The organism is Bdellovibrio sp. BCCA (genome assembly GCF_037996825.1).
Classification (GTDB): Bacteria; Bdellovibrionota; Bdellovibrionia; order Bdellovibrionales; family Bdellovibrionaceae; genus Bdellovibrio.
Window position 1 is genome coordinate 2836782 of the sequence record NZ_JBBNAC010000001.1, and the last position, 26395, is coordinate 2863176.

Here is a 26395-nt window from a genome sequence, read left to right on the forward strand (position 1 = left end):
TTATAGAACTTCCGGAGCCAAAGATACGATCTTAACGAACGACTTTGCTCTCAATTCTCTGGCTACTGGGCCAAAGATACGTGTTCCAATTGGTTCTTTAGAAGCGTTAATAAGAACAGCAGAGTTGTCATCGAAACGGATGTAAGATCCGTCTGGACGACGAAGTTTTGCTACAGTTCTAACAACAACAGCTTTAGCTACGTCACCTTTTTTAACTTTAGCGTTTGGCAAAGCTTCTTTGATAGATACAACGATAATGTCACCGATAGAGGCAACACGACGTTTAGATCCACCAAGAACCTTTACGCACATAACTTCTTTTGCGCCAGAGTTGTCAGCTACATTCAGTCTAGTTTGCATTTGAATCATGACAGCTCTCCTTATGCCTTCGCCGTTTCAACGACTTCAGCCAAAGTCCAACGCTTAGTTTTGCTAAGTGGGCGAGTTTCACGGATTTTCACGATGTCACCAATTTTAGCTTGGTTCTTTTCATCGTGCGCTTTGAAAACAGAAGTTTTCTTAACGTACTTACCGTATTTAGCATGCTTTACCATGCGGTAGATGAGGACAGAGATAGTTTTATCCATCTTGTCACTGATAACTTCACCTACGACTTCAATTTTACGTCCTCTAGTATTAGTTTCAGTTGCCATTCTCTACCTCTATCTCGCCACTTTTTTTACGATCGCTGTGTTGATTTTAGCGATGTTGCGACGAAGATCACGAATTACAAGTGGATTTGAAAGTTGACCAATTGAATTCTTGATACGTGCTTGGAACAACTCTTCAGAAAGAGCTGCTCTTTTTTTCTTCAATTCAGTTACAGAAAGATCTTTAACTTCATTAAACTTCATACAACTACTCCCTTACCAAGAAACGAGTTTTGAAAGGAAGTTTGTGAGCTGCACGTTCGAAAGCTTCTTTAGCTTGTTCACGTGTCACACCGTTCATTTCGAAAAGAACTTTTCCAGGAAGAACGCGTGCTACCCACAACTCAGGATTACCTTTACCGCTACCCATACGAGTTTCAGCAGGTTTCTTAGTAACAGGAATATTTGGGAACACACGGCACCAGATTTTACCACCACGTTTTACTGAACGTGAGATAGCAATACGACCCGCTTCCAATTGACGAGCAGTTAGACGACCTTCCTCGATTGCTTGAAGACCGTAGTCTCCGAAATCAAGGTTAGCACCTCTCACTGCAAAGCCAGTTGCGCGGCCTACAAATTGTTTACGCCATTTTACTCTTTTAGGACTTAACACGACCTGCCTCCTCAACTTCGCGAGCAGATAAGATATCGCCTTTATAGATCCATACTTTCAAACCGATGATACCGTATGCTGTTAGAGCTTCTGCAGTACCGTAGTCGATATCTGCGCGCAATGTATGAAGAGGAACACTCTTCTCATTGTACCACTCTGAACGAGCAATCTCTGCACCATCAAGACGTCCTGAAACACGAATCTTGATACCTCTCACGCCGCCTTTGATCGCAGCTGCAATAGATTTTTTAAGAGCTCTTCTCCAAGAGATACGTTTCTCAAGTTGTTGAGCAATGCTCTCAGCAACGAGCTGAGCATCGAGGTCTGGCTTGCGCACTTCTTGGATGCTCAAGAAAACTTCGTTGGGTGTAAGTTTTTGAACTTCCGCTTTAAGCGAATCAATACCAGTACCTTTTTTACCAATAACAACGCCTGGACGAGCAGTAGAGATGATGATTTTAATCTTCTTCGCTGCACGTTCCATTTCAATTTTCGCAACACCCGCGTGTTTGAGCTTAGTTTTCAAATACTTTCTCAAACGGATGTCTTCGTGGAGATTGTCAAAATATTGTTGACCCTTCGCATACCAGCGAGAATCCCAAGTTCTGATAACACCGACTCTAAGACCAATTGGATTAACCTTTTGTCCCACGACTATTTCTCCTCGAGTACTACGTTAATGTGGCTGGTCTTCTTGCGAACGCCGAACGCGCGACCTTGAGCGCGTGGACGGAATCTCTTAAGAACTGGGCCTTGATCAACCCAGATAGCTTTAACATAAAGGTTGTCTACATCCATAACCTTTTTGTATTCCGCGTTAGCTACAGCAGATTCGATTAACTTTTTTACCATTCCAGCAGTTTTTTTGTTCAAGAATGTAAGAGTTTTTACTGCTTCGTTCACGTCTTTACCGCGAACTAAATCAGCAACCAATCTAGCCTTCTGAGCACCAACTCTTGCATATTTCAAGCTTGCTTTAACTTCCATAATCAACCTCTATTACTTCTTCGCAGCTGCAGCAGGAGCAGCGGCTTTCTTCTCGGCGTGACCTTGGAAAGTTCTTGTTGGAGCAAACTCACCGAGTTTGTGACCAATCATGTTCTCAGTGATGTATACTGGAACGAACTTTCTTCCGTTATGAACCGCGAACGTCAGTCCGATAGCCTCTGGAAGAATTGTTGAGCGGCGAGACCAAGTTTTAATAACTTTTTTATCATTTTTTTCGATCGCATGGTCGATCTTCTTTTGAAGATGCAAATCGACGAATGGACCTTTTTTAATTGAGCGTGCCACCTTTTACTCCTACTTACGTCTCTTGATGATTGAAGAGTTGGTTCTCTTGTTATTTCTAGTTTTGTAACCCTTACAAGGTTGGCCCCAAGGAGTTACAGGGTGATGCCCTTTACCGACACCCTCACCACCACCCAATGGATGGTCGACAGGGTTCATGTGCATACCACGAACTGAAGGACGGATACCTCTCCAACGAGAACGACCTGCTTTACCTAGGTTGATGTTTTCGTTGTCAGTGTTACCAACTTGACCAATAGAAGCCTTGCACACAGACAAGATTTGCTTCAACTCACCAGAAGGCATACGTACTTGGCAATATTGTTCACCTTTACCAGCCAAAGTTGCGGAAGCACCAGCTCCACGGCAAACTTGACCACCTTTACCAGGACGCATTTCGATGTTGTGGATCACAGTACCAACTGGGATCGCAGCCAAAGAAAGACTGTTACCTGGCTTAATATCCGCTTTGTCAGAAGCGATGACAGTATCACCAACATTCAAACCAACCGGAGCGATGATGTAAGCTTTCGCTCCATCAACATAAGAAATAAGAGCGATACGGCAAGTTCTGTTTGGATCGTATTCGATCGCAACAACTTTTGCTGGAACGTCTAGTTTAGTGCGTTTGAAATCAACCAAACGGTATTTTCTCTTGTGACCACCACCTTGGTGACGGATCGTGATTTGACCGTGATTGTTACGTGCCGCTTGTTTTTTCAGAGGAGCAAGCAAAGACTTCTCTGGAGTTGTCTTTGTGATTTCTTTGAAATCGAAACCAGTCATTCCTCTGCGACCATGAGAGCGTGGGGCAAATGTTTTAATACCCATCTTTATACTCCCTCAAAAAGAGCGATCTTCTCACCTTCAACAAGCTTAACGTAAGCTTTTTTCCAGTAAGGGACCTTTGTTAATCCGAATTTAGAATACTTAGAGTGACCGCGGCAGATGCTAGTTCTAACATTGTCCACTTTCACTTTGAAGTTTTTCTCTACAGCAGCTTTGATGTCAGTTTTTGTAGACTTCAAATCTACTTCAAACACATACACGCCAGCAGCGTTATGATAAGTATTTTTCTCTGTAATAAGAGGAGCTTTAATTACTTGTTTCATTACGCTTTCTCCAATGAGCAACGATCTACGATTTTTGCTACAGAATCTTTAGTGATTACAGCAGCGTCGTATTTCAATAGATCGAATACGTTCAAACCTTCTACTGGGAAGTATTTGAAAGATTCCAAGTTTTTAGAAGCACGGTTGAACTTTTCGTTCACAGTTGCATCTACCAATACAGCTTTTTTCAAACCGAAAGCTTTCAAACGTTTGTTAAGCTCAGCAGTTTTACCTTCAGATTGCATGCTGTCTACGATGAACAACTTGCCTTCTTTTTGAAGGTGAGAAAGAGCCATGCTCAAACCTAAACGACGAACTTTTTTAGGTAGAACGAAAGCGTAACTACGAGGTTGAGGACCGAAAGCAGTACCACCGCCAGGCATTAGGATAGAACGGCTAGAACCTTGACGAGCTCCACCAGTACCTTTTTGTTTGAATGGCTTTTTACCACCACCAGACACAAGACCTTTAGTCTTTGTCATGTGTGTACCTTGACGACGAGCCGCCAATTGCCATTGAACTACAGTGTGAAGAACTTCCTTTTTAACAGGAGCTTCGAACACGTCAGCAGCCAATTCAACTGATCCAACTTTTTCTTTTTTCCAGTTTAATACGTTTACTGTTGCCATACTATTCTCTCACCAACTTAACCAAAGTGTTTCTTGCACCTGGAACTGGTCCTTTAACCATGAGAACGTTTTCAGCAGCAATAACTTGAACGATCTCAACGTTGCGAACTGTAACAGTCTCAGCACCCAAGTGACCTGGGAATTTCTTACCCGGCATTACACGACCCGGCCATGTTCTGTTACCAGAAGAACCAGGACGACGGTGGAATTTAGATCCGTGAGAAGCAGGGCCTCCCGCGAAGTTCCAACGTTTCATAGAACCCGCAAAACCTTTACCTTTAGACTTAGAAGTGATTTTTACGAAATCACCTTGAGCCAAAGAGTCGATAGAGATTTGCGCGCCAACAGTTGCACCTTCTGGAAGAGTTTGACGAAGTTCTTTTACGAACTGAGCGCCATTCTCGAAGCCAGCTTTAGTAAGGTGACCTTTTTCTGCTTTATTTGAATTCTTAGCTTTTTTTGGAGTGCAAGCTAATTGGATAGCTTCATAACCATCGTTCTCGTTAGTTTTGATTTGAGAAACAAACCAAGGCTCATAACGAAGAACAGTTACAGGTACGGCTTCACCTTGCTCATTATAGATAGTAGCCATACCTTCTTTAAACGCGAACAGGCCATTCAGCTTAAGGCCTTGCTCTGAAGTATTTGTAGTTTGTGTAGTTTCGCTCACTTGTTACTCCTAGATCGCTGAAAGTTTAATTTCAACATCAACACCAGCAGAGAGGTCGAGTTTCATGAGCTGATCGACGGTCTGTTGAGTGGGTTCTAAAATATCGAGCATACGCTTGTGAGTTCTCACTTCGAATTGTTCACGAGATTTTTTATCTACGTGCGGAGAACGCAATACAGTGTAACGGTTAATGCGAGTTGGCAAAGGGATAGGACCCGCAACTTTTGCACCTGTACGACGAGCAGTCTCAACGATTTCTTTCGTCGACTGGTCAAGCAATTTATGATCGAATGCCTTCAATCTGATTCTAATCTTCTGACTTTGCATAAGGACACTTCTCTTCTTTTTTGTAAAGTAGCGTAGTTACTAGCAAATTTGTTAACAATTAACGCCATTATCCCATCAAAAACTTGCCCCGAATTAGCCCTTGCGGCCGTGAAATCACCCAATGCGGGGGGTTTTCTGTAGATTTTAGACGTCACGAGTGCGCGAGTATGCGCAACAAAAAAAACATTGTCAAAGGGAAATATTGATTTTTTTAGAATCTTCCCATTTTGTGGAGAATCTCGGTTTTTACCTTCGGAGGCACCACCGCATACTCCAAAAATTCCATACTAAAGCTAGCTCTTCCTTGGCTTAAACTGCGCACGTTCGTCGCATAACCAAAGAGGTTCGCCAGAGGGGCTTCGGCAGAAATAACCTGACCTCCGCCCACTTTAGCATTCATTGTAAGGATTTTACCGCGGCGAGAATTTAAGTCCCCTACCACGTTACCTACGAACTCATCAGGGCATGTCACTTCAAGCTTAAAGATAGGCTCTAGAAGTTCAACAGCTGCACCTTTTACCGCCTCCCTGAATGCCAAAGAAGCAGCCGCTTTAAAGGCCATTTCATTGGAAGCTTCAGGACGCGTTTCAACAGAGTTCAAAGTCCCACGAATACCCAACATCGAGTAGCTCGCCAGAGGTCCAACTTCGGCTGCCTCTTTAAAACCGCTTTCAACTGCCTTCAGGAAAGGGGCTGTAAATTCTTTAGACACAGCCACTTTCGATTGAAATTGAATACCGTCATGTTGAGAAATTGGATCAATCGTCAAAGATACTTTTGCAAAATGAGCTTCGCCCGCGATCTCACGCTCGTACACGTATTCAACCGTCGAGGAAGCTGAAATAGTTTCGCGATATGAAACTTGCGGCTTACCTACATTTGCCTGAACTTTGTGTTCACGCAAAAGACGATCAACAAGGATATCAAGGTGAAGTTCGCCCATGCCCGAAAGAAGGATCTGTCCTGTCTCAGGGTCTGTTTTCAAACGGCAAGAAGGATCTTCTTTACCGAGCTTTTCAAGACCTTGAAGCATTTTCTCTTGGTCTGCGGAAGACTTCGCTTCAATCGCAACCGAGATCACAGGCTCTGGGAAAGTAATAGATTCTAAAACAACAGGATGAGATGTCTCACAAAGAGTATCACCCGTTCCTGTGAATTTAAGTCCGACAACGGCGCCGATATCACCCGCCTTCAAGTTGGTGATTTCTTCACGAGAGTTGGCGTGCATTTTCACAAGTTTTTGAATGCGCTCTTTTTTCTCTGTGCGAGGATTAAGAAGCTGATCGCCCACCTTCACTTCGCCAGAGTAGACACGAATATAAGTCAAAGTTCCTGCAAATGGATCGTTCGCAATTTTGAAAGCCAGAGCCGCTGTGTGCGCTTCGAAATCCGTTTTGCAAACAATTTCTTTTTCAGGTTTTTCTGGATCGTGACCCACGATCGCTGGAACTTCGATTGGAGATGGAAGATAGTCGATCACTCCATCAAGCAAAGGCTGAACACCTTTGTTTTTGAAAGCAGCTCCACAGAAAACTGGGAAGGCTTTTAACTCAAGAGTGCCTTTACGAAGAGCCGCTTTGAGCTCTGCCACAGACACTTCTTCTCCGTTGAGATATTTCTCAAGAAGAGAGTCTTCAAATTCAACGATCTTCTCAATGATCTCTGTGCGGAAGCGATTCACTTCTTCCTTCATATCATTGGGAACATCGGTAATTTCGAAATGGTCACCCATTCCGGACTGATCCCACATATAAGCTCTGTTTTCGAGAATATCGACAACGCCACGGAATGTGTCTTCCATGCCGATCGGAACTTGGACTGGGATTGGGTTCGCATTGAGTTTATCTTTGATAGTCCCATAAGACATCACAAAGTCAGCACCCACACGGTCCATTTTATTAACGAAACAAATTCTTGGAACTTTGTATTTGTCAGCTTGTTTCCAAACGGTTTCAGACTGCGGCTCAACACCGTTCACACCGTCAAACACAGCAATCGCACCGTCAAGAACGCGCAAAGAACGCTCAACTTCAATTGTGAAGTCAACGTGCCCGGGAGTATCGATGATGTTGATTCTGTGATCTTTCCAGAACGCCATGGTCGCAGCAGACGTGATAGTGATACCACGTTCTTGCTCTTGAACCATCCAGTCCATGGTGGCATCGCCATCATGAACTTCGCCGATTTTATGACTTTTACCTGTGTAGTAAAGAATACGTTCGGTGGTGGTCGTCTTACCGGCATCAATGTGTGCCATGATGCCGATATTACGAGTGAACTTAAGATCAGCTACTGTTTTAGGATCTTTAGCTGACATGAATGCAGATTACCAATTGTAGTGAGAGAAAGCCTTGTTCGATTCAGCCATTCTGTGAACATCGTCTTTCTTCTTGATCGCGTTTCCACGATTGTTGTAAGCATCAACGAATTCACCAGCCAAACGCTTAGCCATATCTTTCTCACCACGCTCGCGAGAGTATTCGATCAACCAACGCATAGCCAAAGCCATACGACGAGATGGACGAACATCTACTGGAACTTGGTAAGTCGCTCCACCAACACGGCGAGAACGAACTTCGATAGAAGGCTTCACATTTTCAAGAGCTTTTCTGAAAACTGCCAAAGGTTCTTCACCTTGGATTTTACCTTCAAGCTCTTTCAAAGCTCCGTAGAACAACTTTTGAGAAGTTGCTTTACGACCTTGGATCATCATTTTATTGACGAACTTAGCGATAACTAGATCCTTGAAAACCGGATCTGGAATAATTTCTCTTTTAAAGGTCTTTTTACGACGTGACATCTCTCAATCCTTATTTCTTAGGTCTCTTAGTACCGTATTTAGAACGTGCACGAAGACGGCCGTTCACACCTTGAAGATCCAATACACCGCGTACGATATGGTAACGAACGCCCGGCAAGTCCTTCACACGACCACCACGGATCAAGACAACGCTATGCTCTTGAAGGTTGTGACCGATACCTGGGATGTAAGAGATCACTTCGAAACCGTTAGAAAGACGAACTTTTGCTACTTTACGAAGAGCTGAGTTCGGCTTCTTTGGAGTCGTCGTATAAACACGAGTACAAACACCACGGCGCTGAGGGCAAGAGTCCAAAGCTGGTGACTTTGTTTGGTTCTTTTGAACTTTACGCTCACTTTTGATGAGCTGGTTAATTGTAGGCACTTTAAAACCCCTTAAACAATTTTTTACCTAACTCCGACCTGTCGGAGTGCAGATTTTTCCCAAGACGCTGGAACTTACATTGCCAAAAGCGCCCTGGTCAAGACTTTGTTGTTAATTTTGTAGCTCAAAAAGGGGTGTGAGATCCCCTTTTTGAGCTTTTTACATCTATTTTGCCAACTACTCCGACAAATCGGAGGGCTGACTTCTCGATCCTACTCCGGCGAAGCCGGAGTGTAGACCTACCCTTGGTGAGGTTGAGCAGTCGTTGCCATTCCTGGCAAAGCAACGAATTGAGTATCGTCGTCTTCTGCTACAGACACTTTCCAACGTTTGTAAGAAGTCAAACCAGTACCAGCAGGGATCAAGCGACCCATGATGATATTCTCTTTCAAACCACGCAAATGGTCTGTGCGAGAATTGATCGCTGCCTCTGTAAGGACTTTCGTTGTCTCTTGGAATGACGCCGCTGAGATCCAGCTGTCAGTGCTCAAAGAAACTTTCGTAATACCTAGAAGAAGCGGGCTGTTTGTAGCAGGTTGTCCGCCTTCACGGTTGATACGATCATTTTCTTCTTCGTAAGCATATCTTTCAACTTGCTCACCCGCCAAGAAACGGCTGTCACCAGCGTCTCTGATTTCTACTTTACGTAGCATTTGGCGAACGATCACTTCGATGTGCTTATCGTTGATGCCAACACCTTGAAGTCTGTAAACTTCTTGGATTTCATTCACAAGGTATGCAGAAAGAGCTTTCGCACCTAGAACCGCCAGAATGTCATGAGGATTTGTTGGACCGTCCATCAACGCCTCACCGGCTCTTACGTACTCACCTTCTCTTACTGCCACGTGCTTACCTTTAGGGATGAGATATTCTTTTTGCTCACCCACTTCAGGAGTTACGATCACACGTTGTTTACCTTTAACGTCTTTACCGAATGTCACGTAACCATCGATCTCAGAGATGATAGCCGCTTCTTTCGGTTTACGAGCTTCAAACAATTCAGCAACGCGCGGTAGACCACCCGTGATATCCTTCGTTTTCGAAGCTTCACGATGCATCTTCGCAATAACGTCACCGGCATGAACTTCCTGTTGGTCAGAAACCAGAAGCTGTGCACCCACTGGGATCAAGTATCGCGCAGGGATTTCACGGCCTGGAAGATTCAATGTCTTACCATTATTGTCTACAAGGAATACTGTTGGCTTAATGTCAGAAGACTTAGACTCCATGATAACTTTAGTCGCGAAACCAGTTACCGCGTCGACTTGTTCCTGCATTGTCGAACCTTCTTCGATATCGCTGTATTGGATCTTCGCAGAAACTTCGGCGATGATCGGATTCGAATATGGATCCCACTCAGCTACAGTTTGACCTTTAGTGACTTTGTCACCTTCTTTAAAGTTCAAAACAGCACCATAAACGAGCTTGAAGTTTTCACGCTCACGACCCGCTTCGTCGATAACAAGAGCAGATCCGTTACGGTTCATCACAGTCAACTTACCGTTACGGTTCGTTACTGCATGAACGTTCACAAGTTTAATGACACCGTCATGGCGAGTTGTATGAACAGATTGTTCAACCGCACGAGAAGCCGCACCACCCAAGTGGAACGTTCTCATTGTCAACTGAGTACCTGGTTCACCGATTGATTGTGCTGCAATGATACCCACTGTTTCACCAAGGTTCACAGTGTTACCGCGAGACAAGTCACGGCCGTAACATTTCACGCACACGCCACGTTTAGATTTACAAGTAAGAGCTGAACGGATGTCGACTTTGTCGATACCCAGGCTCTCGATAGTTTTTACGTCAGTTTCAGTGATCTCTTGGTTTGCTTTAACAACAACAGTGTTGCTCATTGGATCAACAACGTCTTTCAAAGCAGTTCTACCAAGGATACGGTCACCGATGTTTTGGATGATCTCTCCAGCTTCGTAAACTGGAGTGATTTCCAAACCGTCTTCAACTCCGCAATCGATTTCAGACACAACAACGTCTTGAGCAACGTCAACCAAACGACGAGTCAAGTAACCAGAGTTCGCTGTCTTCAATGCTGTATCGGCCAAACCTTTACGCGCACCGTGCGTAGAGATGAAGTACTGGATAACTGTCAAACCTTCACGGAAGTTCGCAGTGATCGGTGTTTCGATGATCTCACCAGAAGGTTTCGCCATCAAACCACGCATACCACCCAACTGACGGATCTGAGCTGCGGAACCACGGGCTCCGGAGTCAGCCATGATGTAGATCGGGTTGAAAGAAGGTCCTGTAACCTCTTTGCCATCAACTACGAAAGTTTGTTTTTCGATCGCGTTCATACCTTCTTTTGCGATCTTGTCACCCGTTTGAGCCCAGATATCCACCACTTTATTGTAGCGCTCACCATCTGTGATCAAACCTTCATCGTACTGCTGTTGGATTTCAGTCACTTGTTTCTCAGCGTCTGCGATCATTGTCGCTTTCGCTGCTGGGATCACCATGTCGTCGATACCGATAGACATACCTGCCGCAGTTGAATATTTGAAACCAAGTTCCATGATCTTATCAGCCAAGATACAAGTCGCTTTTGCACCGGCAAGACGGAATGTCTTGTCGATCAAAGCTGCGATTTGTTTCTTGTTCATTGTTACGTTCACTTCATTGAACGGAACTTCTTTAGGAACGATGTCAGACAAGATAGAACGACCTACGGAAGTCTCTTGAACTTTTCCGTTGATACGAACTTTACACGCTGCCTGCAAGTCAACCAAACCAGTTTCGTAAGCGTACTGTGCTTCTTGAACAGTAGAGAACGCTTTACCAGTTCCTTTGGCTCCTGGACGAATACGAGTCAACCAGTACAAGCCCAACACGATATCTTGTGATGGATTGATGATTGGCTTACCGTTCGCTGGAGAAAGGATATTGTTCGTAGACATCATCAATACACGAGCTTCAACTTGTGATTCCACTGAAAGTGGAACGTGAACCGCCATTTGGTCACCGTCGAAGTCGGCATTGAACGCCGTACACACTAGAGGATGCAATTGGATTGCTTTACCTTCGTGAAGTACTGGTTCGAAAGCTTGGATACCAAGTCTATGAAGAGTTGGTGCACGGTTTAGAAGAACTGGATGTTCTTTAACCACGTCTGCCAAGATATCCCAAACTTCTACTGTCTCTTGATCAACAAGGCGTTTCGCTTGCTTAATCGTTGTCGCCAAACCTTTTTCTTCAAGTTTGTTGTAAACGAATGGTTTGAAAAGTTCCAACGCCATCTTCTTAGGAAGACCGCATTGGTGAAGTTTCAATGTCGGACCAACTACGATAACCGAACGGCCAGAGTAGTCGACACGTTTACCCAAAAGGTTTTGACGGAAACGACCTTGCTTACCTTTCAACATATCAGAAAGAGAGCGAAGAGGACGTTTGTTTGGACCTGTGAAAGTCTTACCGCGACGGCCGTTATCCAACAACGCATCAACCGCTTCTTGCAACATACGTTTTTCGTTGCGGATGATGATGTCTGGAGCGTTCAGCTCCTGAAGACGTTTCAAACGGTTGTTACGATTGATAACACGACGGTAAAGATCATTCAGATCTGAAGTCGCGAAACGACCACCATCAAGTGGTACCAACGGACGAAGATCCGGAGGAAGAACTGGAAGGGCTTCCAACATCATCCACTCTGGCTTGTTGATAGAACCTTTGAAGGCTTCAACAACGCGAAGACGTTTCGTCAATTTTTTGATTTGCGCTTCTGATTTCGTGTCTTTCACTTCCATACGAAGTTTACGAGACAAGTACTCAGGGTCAATTTTGCGTAGCAATTCACGAACAGCTTCACCGCCCATGCCTGCTTTGAAGCTTGGACCGAACTCATTAAGAGCGGCTTGGTAAGCTTCTTCAGTCAAAATTTGACCTTCTTCCAATGTTGTTTCCATTGGATCGATAACAACGTGCGCTTCACAGTAAAGAACTTTTTCAACGTCTTTCAAAGAAAGGTTGAGCAAGTTACCAATACGAGAAGGCAATGAGCGCAAGAACCAGATGTGCGCAACCGGAGTTGCAAGCTCAATGTGGCCAAGACGTTCACGACGTACTTTAGTTTGTGTAACTTCAACGCCGCACTTTTCACAGACGACGCCACGGTACTTCATACGTTTATACTTACCGCACAAGCACTCGTAATCCTTAATAGGACCGAAGATTTTCGCACAGAACAAACCATCACGTTCTGGTTTGAATGTACGATAGTTGATAGTTTCAGGCTTCTTAACTTCACCAAATGACCAATCACGAATCATTTCTGGTGACGCCAACGATACTCGTACGGCGTCAAACGAAAGTGGATCTTTTGGTTTATCGAAAAAATTCAACAAGTCTCTCAAAGAACACCCCTGTTGTTAAAGTATTAATTAGTGTTGTCCTGGCTCGTCTGAAGACGGCGCCTGAACAATTGCTTCTTCACCCCCGATACCGTCGTCACCAAGATCTTCATCTTGATCACGAAGGATGTCGGACTCCATCAACTCAACATTCAATGCAAGAGACTGAAGCTCTTTCACCAAGACGTTGAATGACTCTGGAAGGCCCGGCTCAAGGATGTTTTCACCTTTCACGATGCTTTCATACATACGAGTTCTTCCTGCCACGTCATCTGACTTAACAGTGAGGAATTCTTGTAGTGAGTATGCAGCACCGTAGGCTTCGATCGCCCAAACCTCCATCTCCCCGAGACGTTGGCCCCCGAACTGTGCTTTACCGCCCAGTGGTTGCTGAGAAACGAGTGAGTAAGGTCCGATAGAACGAGCGTGGATCTTTTCTTCCACGAGATGGTGAAGCTTAAGCATGTACATGATACCCACAGTAACTGGGTTCGTGAACGGCTCACCTGTACGACCATCAAACAAGATGGACTTACCAGATGTTGGAACTTGCGCTTTAGTGAGCAAGCCTTTTACGTCGGATTCACGAGCACCGTCAAAGACCGGTGTTCCTACGTGGATACCGTTCTTCATACGAGTTACCATTTGTTTCAATGAAGCATCGTCCGCTTTATCAAGTTTTGCGGAGATATCAGTGTCATTGAAGATATCTTTCATTTCAGTACGAGCATTTTCAGCGTTCCACTTAGCCAAGTGTTCGCCTAATTGCTTACCCAAGTTGTGCGCAGCCCAACCCAAGTGAACCTCAAGGATCTGACCGATGTTCATACGAGAAGGAACGCCCAGTGGGTTTAGAACCATGTCAACAGGTGAACCGTCAGCTAGGTATGGCATGTCTTCAGCAGGCAATACTTTAGAAACGACACCTTTATTTCCGTGGCGACCCGCGAACTTGTCACCGACTTGCATTTTACGTTTGATAGCAACGTAAACTTTAACCATTTTGATAACGCCTGGAGGAAGCTCGTCACCTTTACGTAGGCGGTCGATCTTCTCGTTGAATACCAATTTAACGGCATCAAGTTGGTTACGGGCATTGTCGATAATTTTGTTCACTTGGAATTCAAGGTCTTGCTCAAGTGGGATGTAGTTCAACAATTCAAATGGAACTGTCTCTAGATCCGCCTCTGTGATTTCTTGACCTTTGTTCAAAAGTTTTTGGCTTCCGTCTTCGTTCAAAAGAACGCCCGTTGTTGTTTTACCAACAAGGATGTCACGAAGTTTAGAGATCGCGTTATTCTTGATAACGTTTTGCTCTACAGCCAAGTCTTTTTCTAGTTTGCGTTTTTTCTCTTCGATGATTGAAGACAAACGCTCATCGCGGTCAGCACCTTCACGAGAGTAAACTTGTGCATCGATCACCGTACCGTAAACGCCTGATGGCGCACGAAGTGACGTATCACGAACGTCGCCGGCTTTTTCACCGAAGATCGCTCTCAAAAGTTTTTCCTCTGGAGAAAGTTGCGTTTCACCTTTTGGAGTTACTTTACCAACTAGGATGAAGCCTGGACGAACTTCCGCACCGATGCGGATGATACCAGAGCTGTCGAGGTCTTTAAGAGCCTCTTCACCGACGTTGGCGATATCGCGAGTGATCTCTTCCTTACCAAGTTTTGTATCACGCGCTACGCACTCGAACTCTTCGATGTGGATAGACGTGTAAACGTCGTCTTTCAACAAACGTTCAGAAATAAGGATGGAGTCCTCGAAGTTGTAACCTTGCCAAGGAGTGAACGCCACCAGGATGTTTTGTCCCAATGCCAATTCACCTAGTTCTGTAGAAGGACCGTCAGCGATGATGTCGCCTTTAGAAACCTTGTCACCTACAGTAACGATTGGTTTTTGGTTGAAGCATGTATTTTGATTTGTACGTTGGTACTTAGTGAGGTTGTAGATGTCTACGTTCGCACCAAGCTCCCCGCCTTTTGCAAAACGGCGAACAACAATACGAGATGCGTCGACTTCTTCAACGATACCGTCGTTTTGAGCAACGACTGAAGTACCAGAGTCACGAGCAACAAGTCTCTCAACGCCTGTTCCAACAAGTGGAGCGCGAGAACGGAGCAATGGCACCGCTTGACGTTGCATGTTCGATCCCATCAAGGCACGGTTGGCGTCATCGTGCTCAAGGAACGGAATCAAAGAAGCTGCGATAGAAACAAGTTGTGATGGAGAAACGTCCATCAAAGCAACTTTGTCTTTATCTACGATTTCATACTCACCATCGCGACGAGTGATCGTCGTTGGAGTTTGGATCGCTTTGTTACCAGCTTCATCACGTGCTGCTGGAGCAATGTGATGACCTGCTTCTTCAAGAGCCGATAGATAGTTGATGTCTTTAGAAACGTTACCTTGATCAACTTTGCGGTACGGAGTCTCAATGAAACCGTAGTTGTTGATACGAGCGTAAGTCGCCAAAGAGGCGATCAAACCGATGTTTGGACCCTCTGGAGTTTCAATCGGGCAGATACGACCGTAGTGCGTAGGATGTACGTCACGTACTTCGAAACCGGCACGGTCACGAGTCAAACCACCAGGGCCGAGAGCTGACAAACGACGTTTGTGAGTGATCTCAGACAATGGATTTGTTTGGTCCATGAACTGTGACAATTGAGAAGAACCGAAGAATTCTTTAACAACCGCGTTCACTGGTTTCGCGTTGACTAGATCGTGAGGCATCATTGTCTCAACATCTTGAAGAGACATACGTTCACGGATCGCGCGCTCCATACGAACTAGACCGATACGGTATTGATTCTCAAGCAACTCACCTACAGAACGAACACGACGGTTACCCAAGTGATCGATATCATCGATAACGCCGCGACCGTTTTTAAGATCGATCAAAGTTTTAATAGTGCTCAAGATATCTTTGTGAGTGAGTGTTCTGTGTGAAGGAGGGCACTCATCCATAGAAATACCGAATCTGTGGTTGATCTTAATACGACCAACTTCAGACAAATCGTAAGTTTCTGGATCGAAGAACAAACGACCGAAGAATGTCGTAGCCGCTTCCAAAGTTGGAGGCTCACCAGGACGAAGGCGTTTGTAAATCTCAACAAGTGATTCTTCTTTGTTAGATACTTTATCAACCAACAATGTGTTGCGAAGGTAAGGACCTACAGTCAAACCGTCGAAGAAGATCATGAAGAAACGATCAATACCGGCTTCGATAGCACGCTTGATGATTGCAGAGTTCAACTCAGCATTCGCATCAGCGATGATCTCACCAGTAGATTCGTCGATAAGAGGTTTCGCCAAAACTTTTCCGTCAAGGTCGTTTGGCTCAACTTCAAGCTCAGTGATGTTAAGATCTTTGATCTTCTTAACGATCGCACGAGTGATACGACGGCCCGCTTTTACAAGCGCTTCGCCGGATTTTGGATCCACGATATCAGTCAAAGCTCTTTGGCCTGACATTCTTTCGATGTCCAACTTACGGAACAACTTGCCGCCTTTAACGTAAACTTCGTCAAGGTCGTAGAAGTATTCAAGAAGTTGTTCAGCGTTGTAACCCAATGCTTTCAAAAGAATTGTCACAGGGAATTTACGACGACGATCGATACGAACGTGGATCAAATCTTTTTGGTCAAACTCAGCATCCAACCATGAACCACGATAAGGGATCACGCGTGCAGAGTAGATCAATTTACCAGAAGCATTGTTCTTACCACCATCGTGGTCGAAGAACACACCTGGAGAACGGTGCAACTGAGAAACAACAACGCGCTCAGTACCGTTGATGATGAAAGAACCGTTAGCAGTCATCAATGGGATTTCGCCCAAGTAAACTTCTTGTTCTTTTACGTCACGGATAGAACGTGCTTCAGTTTCTTCGTCTACGTCGAATACGATCAGACGAAGAGTCACCTTGATTGGCGCAGCGAAAGTCATACCACGCTGACGGCACTCGTCTACGTCGTACTTAGCTGGCTCTAGGGTGTAAGATACAAACTCAAGGCTTGCAGTGTTGTTGAAGTCTGTGATTGGGAACACAGATTTGAAAACGCCATTGAGACCAGCTTCGCCACGGCGATCTGGATCCATATCTTTTTGAATGAAAGCTTCGTAAGAAGACTTCTGCAATTCAATCAGATTTGGGATATCAATGACTTGCTTATTTTTCGCGAATGACTTTCTAACTCGAATGTTAGAAGCCGTAACTGGAGTTTTTTCCAATGTACTCTCCGTGATAAGAAAATCGGATATTCGCTTCGGGGGGAATATTCCAAGGCCCACATTAAATAAAAGACAAGCAATTCAAACTACCGGAAGTTTTGAAGAAATCAAGTGTTTCTAGTGGTTTTTGGCACTATTCCAGGCAGAGTGAAAACAGCCAATTATACATAGCGTCAATGCCGTCGCAACCCCGAAACGGAAATTTCTCCGTCACTTAGTCCGGAACTTGTCAAAGAACATGTCCACGCCTACCCTAAAAGCACCTTTAGGAGACCTATGAAAGCATTATTCGGATTTGCACTGCTTGTTTTGGTATCAGGATGCTCACATACGATCAATTTTAGAGCTTCTCACTTCGCTGTTCCAGTCACAGGCGAAAATCAATGGAGCGGCCACATCGCAGGAGTCGGCTCTGCCGTCACAAAAATCACGGTGGTGAATGACATCACGTCAAATCCGCCGACAAGAAGCTCTCTTAAAGTGAACGAAGACGTGGATGTGGGTGATCTAATGATGATTAATAATATCGGAGTCGACGCGAGCCTTACAGTTTTTAAGGCAACAGACATCACCCTAGATAATTCTCTGTTCGGCCTACGCTACCAATTCTTAAACCACGGCGCAGGCCCACAAAACTGGGTCGCCAGCATCCAGGGAGCCTACGGAGAAAGGACAACTTCGAAATCGCAAGATTCAGGCGGCAGCGAATCTAAAGCCGAATCCAAAGTAAAAACCGCCCAGGCCGGAATCAGCTTAGGTTATAAACTAGAAAAAATAGTCCCTTATATTTCATACATTTACGAATCAAACGAAGTAAAAACAGACGTCACAAATCCACACGGAAGCTTCGGCCCCTACAACGACAAAGGGATCCACCAATACTACTCCATCGGCTTAACGTCCTACGGAAAAGGCTTAGTCTACGGAATCGAATACAGCCGTCTAAGCATCGACTGGGACAGAGCCAGTAATATCGAAGGCCAAGACGCAATGGCAGTGAAACTAGGATTTGCTTGGTAGCGGCAAGGGTTCAAGCCCCGTTACTCACCCCAAAGTTCTTAAAAGCAAAAAGCCCCTGGGATAACCAGAGGCTTTCGGCATGTTCTCAAGTGAGAAACAAAAATTACTTAACAGTAACTTTCGCGCCTGCAGCTTCAAGAGCTTTTTTGATTTTCTCAGCGTCTTCTTTAGTAGCGCCTTCTTTAACTGCTTTTCCGCCAGCTTCAACAAGAGCTTTAGCTTCAGCAAGACCCAAACCAGTCAAACCACGTACTTCTTTGATTACGTTGATTTTATTCGCGCCTGCATCAACCAAGATAACGTCGAAAGCAGTTTTTTCTTCAACAGCAGCAGCAGGGCCCGCGCCAGCAGCAGCTACAGGAGCAGCAGCAGAAACGCCCCATTTTTCTTCAAGCATTTTTACAAGTTCAGCGATCTCAAGAACTGTTTTTTGAGACAACGCATCAACCAATTGATCGTTAGTTAGAGACATTTTTAAATCCTCCAGAGGATAAAATTATTTATTAATTCAATTTATAGCGCCGCAAGCTTATGCCTGAGGAGCTTCTTCAGTAGTAGCACCGCCACCAAGTTTCTCAGCGTAAGCATTCAAGCATCTAGCAAGTGCAGAACCTGCACCCAATAGTGTACCGAGGAACATAGCGCGAAGTTGGTCTTTGCCAGGAAGAGTCGCCAAGAATTTAATTTTAGCGTCATCCAAAGCTTCGCCATCCATAACACCAGACTTGATTTGAAGAACTTCTACGTCCTTAGCAAACTCAGCAAGTGTTTTAGCTGTAGCGTTCACTTCACCGTATGAGAATACGATGGCGTTAGTACCTTTCATTGAATTAGCAAATGCTTTTTCAATAGCTGGGTGATCTTTGAACGCTCTCTTCGCAAGAGTGTTACGAACAACCTTCATCTCTGATTCAGCAGCATTCAATTTTTTGCGCAAAGTAGTAACTTGCTCAACCTTGATGCCCTTGAAGTCGACGATGAAGGCTCCTTTAGCTTTACCGAACTTTTCAGTGATAAGCTTAATCTCTTGCTCTTTATCTGCGCGAGTGATCATGTGTGAGCCTCCTTTCGTTAGATTTAAGTTCCCCGTTTGACCGGAGAACCTTTGTGCGAATCAGGTCGGCTTTGCCTTATCTCGGTAGGCCCCGCACAGTCGCGGGATTAGATCCACTAAAAGAAACCTACTGTCTCTGATCGCAATTAAAAATTATATTTACTCAGCAGAACCAGTTGCAGCTGCAGCCGCATTTGGTTCAATTTTCACACCAGGACCCATAGTTGAAGCTACGGAGATAGTGCGAAGGTAGATACCTTTAGAAGATGCTGGTTTCGCTTTAACGATCGCGCCCAAAAGAGCCATGAAGTTATCACGAAGTTTAGCATCGCCCATAGATTTCTTACCGATACCAGCGTGTACGATACCTGCTTTATCAACGCGGAAATCAAGCTTACCTTTTTTCTCGGCAGCAACTGCTTCACCAACGTTCATAGTTACAGTACCTACTTTTGGATTCGGCATCAAACCACGAGGTCCAAGGATTTTAGCAACTTTAGAAACAGTCGCCATCATGTCTGGAGTTGCGATACATTTATCGAAATCCAACCAACCTTCTTGGATTTTCGCTACTAGGTCGTCAGCACCAACAAAGTCAGCACCTGCGTTTTTCGCTTCAGCCTCTTTAGGGCCTTTTGCGAAAACAACAACCTTAACGTTTTTACCAAGACCGTGAGGCAAAGAGATCGCGCCACGTACTTGTTGATCAGATTGCTTAGGGTCAATACCCAAGCGCAAAGCTACGTCGATAGATTCATCAAATTTAGCTGGAGCTGTCGCTACCACAAGTTTGAATGCTTCTTCAACAGAGTATTTTTTTTGAGAATCAACCTTCTTAGAGGCTGCTTCGAATTTCTTACCTGCCATACATCACCCCTATGCGATATCGATGCCCATGCTCTTAGCTGTACCGGCAACTTGTGACATTGCTGATTCAACTTTCAAGCAGTTCAAATCAGGCAATTTCGTTGTAGCGATTTGCTTGATTTGATCGTTATTGATTTTGCCTACTTTGTCTTTTTGAGGCTGTTTTGAGCCTGATTCAAGCTTCAACGCCTTTTTGATCAAAGAAGACACCGGTGGTGTTTTTGTGATGAAAGTAAACGATCTGTCTTGGTAAACAGTGATGATGATAGGGATGATGCTATCACCCAACGCTTGTGTACGAGCGTTGAACTGCTTACAGAATTCCATGATGTTTACCCCGTGCTGTCCAAGTGCCGGTCCAACGGGAGGAGCTGGATTAGCTTTCCCTGCCGGTATTTGCAGCTTGATCATTCCTGTAACTTTTTTTGCCATGACCCACTCCTGCAAGAGGTTTGTTAATAAGAAACGGAACCCTTAGAGGTCCCGTTTTGTTCTAAGTGCCACCCTATGTAGCGCTTAAATTAATTTTTTTCAACCTGAATGTAGTCCAATTCCACTGGAGTTGGTCTACCGAAGATGCTAACAAGGACTTTCAACTTACCTTTGTCCTCGTTCACTTCTTCTACGGAACCCTGGAAGTTAGAGAATGGACCATCAATAACAGTCACATTTTCACCTACAGCGAACTTCACTTTTGGCTTCGGTTTCTCTGCAACACCAGCCATTTGCTGAGTTACACGAAGAACCTCGGCTTCCGGAACTTCCGGAGGACGAGTTTTAGTACCGCCTACGAAGCCAGTCACCTTAGACGAATTACGTACTAAATGCCAAGTCTCATCATTCAAAAACATTTGAACGAAGATATATCCCGGGAAAAATTTACGCGATTTAGTTTGTTTTTGGCCTTTTACAAGCTCAACAACGCTTTCAGCAGGGATCAAAATCTCGCCGAAAAATTCTTCCATTTTATTGGACTTAATTTTTTCTTCGATAGCTTTTTTAGCCGTATTTTCACAGCTAGTTTGAACGTTAACGATGTACCACTTTTTTTCCATCTGCCCGTCCTTACTTCATTAGATAGTTAATAAAAAAGCCCGAAATCAAATCAAATGAACTGATAATCACGCTAGAGATAAGAACCATCACCACGCAAGCGATAGTCATAGCTGTTGTGTCTTTGCGAGTCGGCCATACGACTTTACGAATCTCAGTTACAACCTCTTCACCCCATGTTTTAACACGTGGGTTGAATTGAAGAACCGCAAATACCACAAGACCCAAAGCTACTGGCAATCCGTGTCTTACGACATCTGAGTCAGCAGCACGGGCAACAACACCGAATGCTCCTGCAAATGCCTTGATAAGAAGAGATGCTGTCAAAGCGACCAAGATAGCTGCAACTGCAAAGCTGGATGTCAAAATCTTAGAGTTAGCTTTTTCCATAGTTCCCCATTCCTAGGATGCATTAACATTTTAATTTGGCAGGGGCGGAGGGATTCGAACCCACGACCTAACGATTTGGAGTCGTTCGCTCTACCACTGGAGCTACACCCCTGCGATCTTCTTGATGATAATTGGCGAATCCCCGCGTTGCTCGGTCGTCGGCGTACAAAAGTATGCTCTCCTTGGTCGCGCCTTGGGCTTCATCAATTCTCATCAAGAATCTCCCCATTTGGGAGACTTCATTGATTTTCCGGCCATGTCAAGAAACACCGAGGGGGACTCTCTTGTCAAGAAGTCCCCCGGGTGATTTAAATTCAGCCTATGCTGCGTTAATCCTACTCAAGGATTTCAACAACTACGCCGGCGCCTACAGTACGGCCACCTTCGCGGATCGCGAAACGCAATTCTTTTTCCATTGCGATTGGAGCGATCAACTCAACAGCCAACTCTACGCGGTCACCAGGCATAACCATCTCAGTTCCAGCTTTCAAAGTACAAACGCCTGTTACGTCAGTTGTACGGAAGTAGAATTGAGGACGGTAACCGTTGAAGAATGGAGTATGACGTCCACCTTCTTCTTTAGTAAGGATGTAAGCCTCAGCTTTGAATTTTTTGTGAGGTTTTACAGAACCTGGTTTCGCCAAAACTTGACCACGCTCAACTTCTTCTTTTTTAGTACCACGAAGAAGAACACCGCAGTTGTCTCCAGCTTGACCTTCATCAAGAAGTTTACGGAACATCTCGATACCAGTTACTGTTGTTTTTTGAGTTGGACGGATACCGATGATTTCGATCTCGTCACCAACTTTAACGATACCACGCTCTACACGGCCAGTAACAACTGTACCACGACCAGAGATAGAGAATACGTCCTCTACTGGCATCAAGAAAGTTTTGTCAGTAGCACGAACTGGTTCAGGGATGTAAGCATCGCAAGCGTCCATCAATTTCATGATAGCTGGACGACCGATTTCAGAAGTGTCACCTTCCAAAGCTTTCAAAGCAGAACCTTTTACTACTGGGATTTCGTCGCCAGGGAATTCGTACTTAGAAAGAAGTTCGCGAACTTCAAGTTCAACAAGGTCCAACAATTCTTTATCGTCAACCATGTCCACTTTGTTCATGAATACAACTAGAGCAGGAACACCTACTTGACGTGCAAGAAGGATGTGCTCACGTGTTTGTGGCATTGGACCGTCAGCAGAAGAAACTACTAGGATAGCTCCGTCCATTTGCGCGGCACCAGTGATCATGTTTTTTACGTAGTCGGCGTGTCCTGGGCAGTCAACGTGAGCGTAGTGACGTTTGTCAGTTTCATACTCAACGTGAGTTGTAGAGATAGTGATACCACGCTCTCTCTCTTCAGGAGACTTATCGATTTGATCGTAAGACATCGCCTGAGCTTTACCAGCTGCTGCAAGAGTAGTAGTGATAGCAGCAGTCAAAGTTGTTTTACCATGGTCAACGTGACCGATTGTGCCGATATTTACGTGCGGCTTCGAACGGTTAAATTTCTCTTTAGACATTATTCCTCCTGCAGAGATTTATTTTTAAGTCTTAAACCATTAACTAATATCAAATCAATAAGTAACAAGTGGAGCCCATGATCGGAGCCGAACCGACGACCTCACCCTTACCAAGGGTGTGCTCTACCACTGAGCTACATGGGCGTATAGTTCTGAAAGTTGGAGCGGGAAACGGGTCTCGAACCCGCAACCCTCTGCTTGGAAGGCAGATACTCTAGCCAATTGAGCTATTCCCGCCCAGTCAGAACGCCCTGAAGAGAAGTAAACTTCTCTTCCCATTCAATTTCCGAGTCAGCATTCAAAATGGTGGGCAGGGAAGGATTCGAACCTTCGTAGACGCAAGTCAACGGATTTACAGTCCGTCCCCTTTAGCCACTCGGGCACCTACCCAGTTGTGAATGTTGACTCAGAAAAAAATGGAGCTGGTTATGGGACTCGAACCCGCAACCTGCTGATTACAAATCAGCTGCTCTACCAATTGAGCTAAACCAGCCTTACTGAGATAACCGAAATGTTTTACGGATAAAATCTATGTCCGTCAAAGATAATTATTTAACAGATTACGATTTTTTTCGGTTTCCGCGCGGCGCGTGCTGCCTCAACGTCTCAGTTAACGCCATAGCTGTCGCTACGGATGCGTTGTAACTCGCTGAAGAACTAGCCTGCGGAATGAAAACCAATTCATCACAAAGTCTTTCCGTTGTCACTCTCAAACCTTTGTCTTCCGAACCAACTGCCCAAACAACTTTGTCGGGAAGATCTAATTCGAAAATAGATCGTTTTCCACGAGGACTTAGTCCAAAAATCCAATAACCTTGTTTTTTTAATTCTTCCGCATACTTAGCGAAATTCGTCGTCTCTTCAACCGGCACGTGTTCGACACCGCCGCAAGCGACTTTATGAACTGTCGGAGTTAGACCCACCGCGCGATCTTCTGGAATCAAGACACCTTGAGCACCCGCAAGCCAAGAAGTTCTCACAATTGCGCCTAAGTTGTGCGGATCTTCGATACCGTCCAACATCAAGACGATGGACTTCTCAAAATTTTCTAGACCTTGCATATCCAAAGTCGGTGCACCATCGACAAAAATCGCAGCACCTTGTTGAGATGAACCGAATTTTTCAATCACAGTTTCTGGTTTGATGTCGACTTTCACTCGGTTCTCAAGAGCAAGCTCATGCATTTCGCGCAAGTCATTGGAACTCTCCCATCCTTGACGAATCCACATGCCCTTCACCTGTTGAGGACGCACTTTTAAAACTTCATTGATCGCGTGCGTACCGATGACGATGCGCCACTCGCGAGGAATTTGATTTTCAGAGCGTTGAGAAGGAGCCCCTCTCCCCTGCTGAGGACGACCGCCTCCGGAGGGACGACCACCTTGCGAAGGACGTTGTGAATGAGAATGAGAGTTGCGAGATCCAGGACGAGAATTATTTTTCTTCATATACAGCCATTACGAAATCAGTTGCAGTTTCCTTGATGTTTTTTGCTTCAAGGATCGGACGACCTACCACCAAAGCCGATGCTCCTTTGCGGAGAGCTTCTTTAGGGCCCATGATACGTTTTTGATCGCCAGAATCCTGCATACTAAAGCGAATTCCCGGCGTGACAAGGTAAAGATCGCGGTTTTGTAAAAGGTCTAATTCGTGAGGAGAGCAGACAATACCTGAAAGACCCGAATCTTTCACCAATGTCGCGAGATCCGTCACGTGTTGAGCAATCGGTTGCTCTTTCATATTCAGCGGCAAAGAGTTTTGATCCCACGATGTCAGTATCGTGACAGCCAAAACTTTAAAAGGACGTTTTTGATTTAATTCCTTTTCCACTTCCGCCATTTTTTTCAGAGCTTCAGAGCCGCTGAGGGCATGCACAGTGACGAGAGAGGCTCCCGCCTCAAAACTTGCTCGAACCGCCGCTTCCATGGTCGACGGAATATCGAAGTGTTTGTTATCCAGGAAAATCGGGGCTCGTGCCGCCATTTCTTTGACGAACTCCATGCCGTAGCGAAGACACAAGCGCGGGCCCAACTTGATTCCGCCGACAATATCAGCGACGTCATCGGCAATTCGCATCGCCTGATCGCGAGTATCAACGTCCAACGCCAAAATGATCGGATTTTTCATCGGATGAGCACGAAGATTTTTATTCATGGAAGCTCCTAAAGGAAGTGAACCTAGCTTCTCATTCTGGGAGGTGCAACGCAACCTTCGGTGCGAGTGGGCGAACGGAGCAACGTCTCAGTTGGGGACGAAATAGTGCTGCAGCCGACATTTCATGGAGGTTTTTCGGCCGTAAGCTACAATCTTATTTAGGAGCAAAAAACACATGTCGATATTTAAGCCCCGCCGCAAGATGGTTGTGAACCGTGAGGTTCAATATGACGTACTGATGTATGTCGGTGTCTTCGTTGTCGCCCTCTTTATAGTCCAAGTTTTCACGGCTTATCTTTTTTTGGATCAAGTGCAACGCGTGGTGGGCACAATGTCAGCCTTGGAATTTATTGCCCGCTATAAAATAAGCTTCCTCGTTTATCAAATTATTCCGGTTTCTTTTAGCTTGATTGTCGGTGTTTATATTTTCAATCGACTTACAAGTCGCATCGCCGGACCTCTCTTCAATATGAGAAGGATTTTGCAGAAGGCGCGCAACGGAGAACTTGAAACTGCAGAAATCAAACTGCGAGAAAATGATTATTTCCAAGAAGAGATAAACGACATCAATGTCATTCTAAAAAGAAAATCCGACTAACGAGGCCTTCGGGCCTCCGCCATCAAGCCAGTTTTTAAAATTTGACATTTCCTAGCTCCGACTTTGCATGACAACTCGTGCATTCTTTGAATTTATTTTGCCCGCCTTGCTCCTTCAGAAAAAAATAGAGGAGACAGGAGGTGCCTATGAAATTATTATTCCTCTTACTTCTCAGCATTTTCTTTGCCGTGCCGAGCAACGCCGATGAGACTTCAGCGCCGTCCCTTTCTGAAGAGGTTTGCGGCATCGTCATCGGCGATGAAGATATGCAAATTCAGACTCAGTATCTTTTCTACAATTTCGGCCGGACACTCGTAAACACAACTAAATCCGTGCGCTTCTATCTTCGCAACAATGGCCGCTTTCCTTTTTATATCAACAGCATTAACACGAACGGCGACCGTTTTAGAGACGAAGAAAATTGTCCCGGCGTTTTATGGCCAGGACAGAGATGCACCATTCGGGTCCTCTTCCGCCCCAATCAAGTGGGACTCTTCACAGGAAGTTTGGAAGTCGATCTTATTGGCCGTGAGGATACTATTGTGAATTTACGTGGAAGAGGAGTTTGGGAATTTTAACTTCTTAAGCCACAGTATTTTTAAAAACGGAGGGAAGACAGCCTCCGCAAAAAATAAAGCTCCACAGAAC

Annotated in this window: 29 protein-coding genes and 5 tRNA genes; 3 read left to right on the forward strand and 31 right to left on the reverse strand. The window is 45.0% G+C overall.

Translation table 11 applies throughout. From position 1 onward, the window contains the following. From rplN to rpoB, 17 genes are all read right to left on the reverse strand, one after another. Entirely contained in the window at positions 1 to 369 is a 369-nt protein-coding gene (rplN, locus tag AAAA78_RS13735; RefSeq protein ID WP_340592612.1) for a 50S ribosomal protein L14, read from the reverse strand. 11 nt (positions 370 to 380) lie between these two features. Then, positions 381 to 653: a 30S ribosomal protein S17 gene (gene rpsQ, locus AAAA78_RS13740; protein ID WP_340592613.1), complete on the reverse strand. Its 273-nt coding sequence runs from the start codon at positions 651 to 653 to the stop codon at positions 381 to 383. Positions 654 to 662: 9 nt separating this feature from the next. Then, positions 663 to 854: a 50S ribosomal protein L29 gene (gene rpmC, locus AAAA78_RS13745; RefSeq protein ID WP_340592614.1), complete on the reverse strand. Its 192-nt coding sequence runs from the start codon at positions 852 to 854 to the stop codon at positions 663 to 665. Between the two features lie 4 nt (positions 855 to 858). Continuing rightward, on the reverse strand, positions 859 to 1266 hold the full coding sequence (rplP, locus tag AAAA78_RS13750; protein ID WP_041577922.1) for a 50S ribosomal protein L16: 408 nt from the start codon (positions 1264 to 1266) through the stop codon (positions 859 to 861). Further along, complete coding sequence (gene rpsC, locus AAAA78_RS13755) at positions 1253 to 1918, reverse strand: 30S ribosomal protein S3 (protein WP_340592615.1); 666 nt, start codon at positions 1916 to 1918, stop codon at positions 1253 to 1255. Before rpsC ends, rplP begins: the two co-directional genes overlap by 14 nt. Positions 1919 to 1920: 2 nt before the next feature. Beyond that, complete coding sequence (rplV, locus tag AAAA78_RS13760) at positions 1921 to 2253, reverse strand: 50S ribosomal protein L22 (protein WP_340592616.1); 333 nt, start codon at positions 2251 to 2253, stop codon at positions 1921 to 1923. Positions 2254 to 2265: 12 nt separating this feature from the next. Further along, a complete protein-coding gene (gene rpsS, locus AAAA78_RS13765) occupies positions 2266 to 2559 on the reverse strand; it encodes a 30S ribosomal protein S19 (protein ID WP_340592617.1) in 294 nt (97 codons plus the stop codon). 9 nt (positions 2560 to 2568) lie between these two features. After that, positions 2569 to 3387 (reverse strand): 50S ribosomal protein L2, encoded by an 819-nt coding sequence (gene rplB, locus AAAA78_RS13770; protein WP_340592618.1) that lies wholly within the window; start codon positions 3385 to 3387, stop codon positions 2569 to 2571. Between the two features lie 2 nt (positions 3388 to 3389). Next, the gene (gene rplW, locus AAAA78_RS13775; protein ID WP_340592619.1) at positions 3390 to 3668 is read right to left on the reverse strand and encodes a 50S ribosomal protein L23; all 279 of its coding nucleotides are present in this window, start codon (positions 3666 to 3668) and stop codon (positions 3390 to 3392) included. Next, positions 3668 to 4297 (reverse strand): 50S ribosomal protein L4, encoded by a 630-nt coding sequence (rplD, locus tag AAAA78_RS13780; protein ID WP_340592620.1) that lies wholly within the window; start codon positions 4295 to 4297, stop codon positions 3668 to 3670. The genes rplW and rplD overlap by 1 nt, the downstream gene beginning before the upstream one ends. Position 4298: 1 nt before the next feature. Further along, a complete protein-coding gene (rplC, locus tag AAAA78_RS13785) occupies positions 4299 to 4967 on the reverse strand; it encodes a 50S ribosomal protein L3 (RefSeq protein WP_340592621.1) in 669 nt (222 codons plus the stop codon). A 9-nt stretch (positions 4968 to 4976) separates the two neighbouring features. Next, positions 4977 to 5294 (reverse strand): 30S ribosomal protein S10, encoded by a 318-nt coding sequence (gene rpsJ / locus AAAA78_RS13790; RefSeq protein WP_025308875.1) that lies wholly within the window; start codon positions 5292 to 5294, stop codon positions 4977 to 4979. A gap of 211 nt (positions 5295 to 5505) precedes the next feature. Next, a complete protein-coding gene (fusA, locus tag AAAA78_RS13795) occupies positions 5506 to 7611 on the reverse strand; it encodes an elongation factor G (protein WP_340592622.1) in 2106 nt (701 codons plus the stop codon). Positions 7612 to 7620: 9 nt separating this feature from the next. Further along, positions 7621 to 8094 (reverse strand): 30S ribosomal protein S7, encoded by a 474-nt coding sequence (rpsG, locus tag AAAA78_RS13800; RefSeq protein WP_295905883.1) that lies wholly within the window; start codon positions 8092 to 8094, stop codon positions 7621 to 7623. A gap of 10 nt (positions 8095 to 8104) precedes the next feature. Continuing rightward, positions 8105 to 8479 (reverse strand): 30S ribosomal protein S12, encoded by a 375-nt coding sequence (gene rpsL / locus AAAA78_RS13805; RefSeq protein WP_295905882.1) that lies wholly within the window; start codon positions 8477 to 8479, stop codon positions 8105 to 8107. 239 nt (positions 8480 to 8718) lie between these two features. Further along, positions 8719 to 12849 (reverse strand): DNA-directed RNA polymerase subunit beta', encoded by a 4131-nt coding sequence (gene rpoC / locus AAAA78_RS13810; RefSeq protein ID WP_340592623.1) that lies wholly within the window; start codon positions 12847 to 12849, stop codon positions 8719 to 8721. Between the two features lie 27 nt (positions 12850 to 12876). Then, positions 12877 to 17085, reverse strand: coding sequence for a DNA-directed RNA polymerase subunit beta (rpoB, locus tag AAAA78_RS13815; RefSeq protein WP_340592624.1), 4209 nt, complete (start codon positions 17083 to 17085; stop codon positions 12877 to 12879). 276 nt (positions 17086 to 17361) lie between these two features. Here rpoB and AAAA78_RS13820 point away from each other — a divergent pair, with 276 nt between their 5' ends. Continuing rightward, complete coding sequence (locus tag AAAA78_RS13820) at positions 17362 to 18105, forward strand: hypothetical protein (protein WP_340592625.1); 744 nt, start codon at positions 17362 to 17364, stop codon at positions 18103 to 18105. Between the two features lie 103 nt (positions 18106 to 18208). Here AAAA78_RS13820 and rplL read toward each other — a convergent pair whose 3' ends face one another. The 14 genes from rplL to pyrF all read right to left on the reverse strand — a co-directional run bounded on the left by rplL (position 18209) and on the right by pyrF (position 25149). Next, on the reverse strand, positions 18209 to 18577 hold the full coding sequence (rplL, locus tag AAAA78_RS13825) for a 50S ribosomal protein L7/L12 (protein ID WP_284608038.1): 369 nt from the start codon (positions 18575 to 18577) through the stop codon (positions 18209 to 18211). Positions 18578 to 18634: 57 nt separating this feature from the next. After that, positions 18635 to 19159 carry a 50S ribosomal protein L10 gene (gene rplJ, locus AAAA78_RS13830; RefSeq protein WP_063204872.1) on the reverse strand — a complete coding sequence of 175 codons (525 nt, stop codon included), beginning with the start codon at positions 19157 to 19159 and terminating at the stop codon, positions 18635 to 18637. Between the two features lie 159 nt (positions 19160 to 19318). After that, positions 19319 to 20026 (reverse strand): 50S ribosomal protein L1, encoded by a 708-nt coding sequence (gene rplA / locus AAAA78_RS13835; protein ID WP_295905390.1) that lies wholly within the window; start codon positions 20024 to 20026, stop codon positions 19319 to 19321. 9 nt (positions 20027 to 20035) lie between these two features. Next, complete coding sequence (gene rplK / locus AAAA78_RS13840; protein WP_038448239.1) at positions 20036 to 20458, reverse strand: 50S ribosomal protein L11; 423 nt, start codon at positions 20456 to 20458, stop codon at positions 20036 to 20038. Between the two features lie 89 nt (positions 20459 to 20547). Continuing rightward, complete coding sequence (gene nusG / locus AAAA78_RS13845) at positions 20548 to 21081, reverse strand: transcription termination/antitermination protein NusG (RefSeq protein ID WP_295905396.1); 534 nt, start codon at positions 21079 to 21081, stop codon at positions 20548 to 20550. Positions 21082 to 21091: 10 nt separating this feature from the next. Beyond that, entirely contained in the window at positions 21092 to 21469 is a 378-nt protein-coding gene (gene secE, locus AAAA78_RS13850) for a preprotein translocase subunit SecE (protein ID WP_295905397.1), read from the reverse strand. 36 nt (positions 21470 to 21505) lie between these two features. Continuing rightward, a tRNA-Trp gene (locus tag AAAA78_RS13855) sits at positions 21506 to 21581 on the reverse strand. 223 nt (positions 21582 to 21804) lie between these two features. After that, entirely contained in the window at positions 21805 to 22995 is a 1191-nt protein-coding gene (gene tuf / locus AAAA78_RS13860; protein WP_340592626.1) for an elongation factor Tu, read from the reverse strand. A gap of 69 nt (positions 22996 to 23064) precedes the next feature. Next, positions 23065 to 23139 (reverse strand) — tRNA-Thr (locus AAAA78_RS13865). Positions 23140 to 23155: 16 nt separating this feature from the next. Beyond that, positions 23156 to 23232: transfer RNA gene (locus tag AAAA78_RS13870), tRNA-Gly, on the reverse strand. Positions 23233 to 23299: 67 nt separating this feature from the next. Beyond that, positions 23300 to 23385: transfer RNA gene (locus tag AAAA78_RS13875), tRNA-Tyr, on the reverse strand. 27 nt (positions 23386 to 23412) lie between these two features. Next, positions 23413 to 23488 (reverse strand) — tRNA-Thr (locus AAAA78_RS13880). Positions 23489 to 23555: 67 nt separating this feature from the next. Beyond that, positions 23556 to 24443 carry a TrmH family RNA methyltransferase gene (locus AAAA78_RS13885; protein WP_340592627.1) on the reverse strand — a complete coding sequence of 296 codons (888 nt, stop codon included), beginning with the start codon at positions 24441 to 24443 and terminating at the stop codon, positions 23556 to 23558. After that, positions 24430 to 25149: an orotidine-5'-phosphate decarboxylase gene (gene pyrF, locus AAAA78_RS13890; protein WP_340592628.1), complete on the reverse strand. Its 720-nt coding sequence runs from the start codon at positions 25147 to 25149 to the stop codon at positions 24430 to 24432. Before pyrF ends, AAAA78_RS13885 begins: the two co-directional genes overlap by 14 nt. Positions 25150 to 25324: 175 nt before the next feature. Between pyrF and AAAA78_RS13895 the strand changes: the two genes are divergently transcribed. Both AAAA78_RS13895 and AAAA78_RS13900 read left to right on the forward strand, forming a co-directional pair. Continuing rightward, positions 25325 to 25747 carry a HAMP domain-containing protein gene (locus AAAA78_RS13895; RefSeq protein WP_340592629.1) on the forward strand — a complete coding sequence of 141 codons (423 nt, stop codon included), beginning with the start codon at positions 25325 to 25327 and terminating at the stop codon, positions 25745 to 25747. A gap of 146 nt (positions 25748 to 25893) precedes the next feature. After that, entirely contained in the window at positions 25894 to 26325 is a 432-nt protein-coding gene (locus tag AAAA78_RS13900) for a choice-of-anchor D domain-containing protein (protein ID WP_340592630.1), read from the forward strand. The last annotated feature ends 70 nt before the right edge of the window (positions 26326 to 26395 follow it).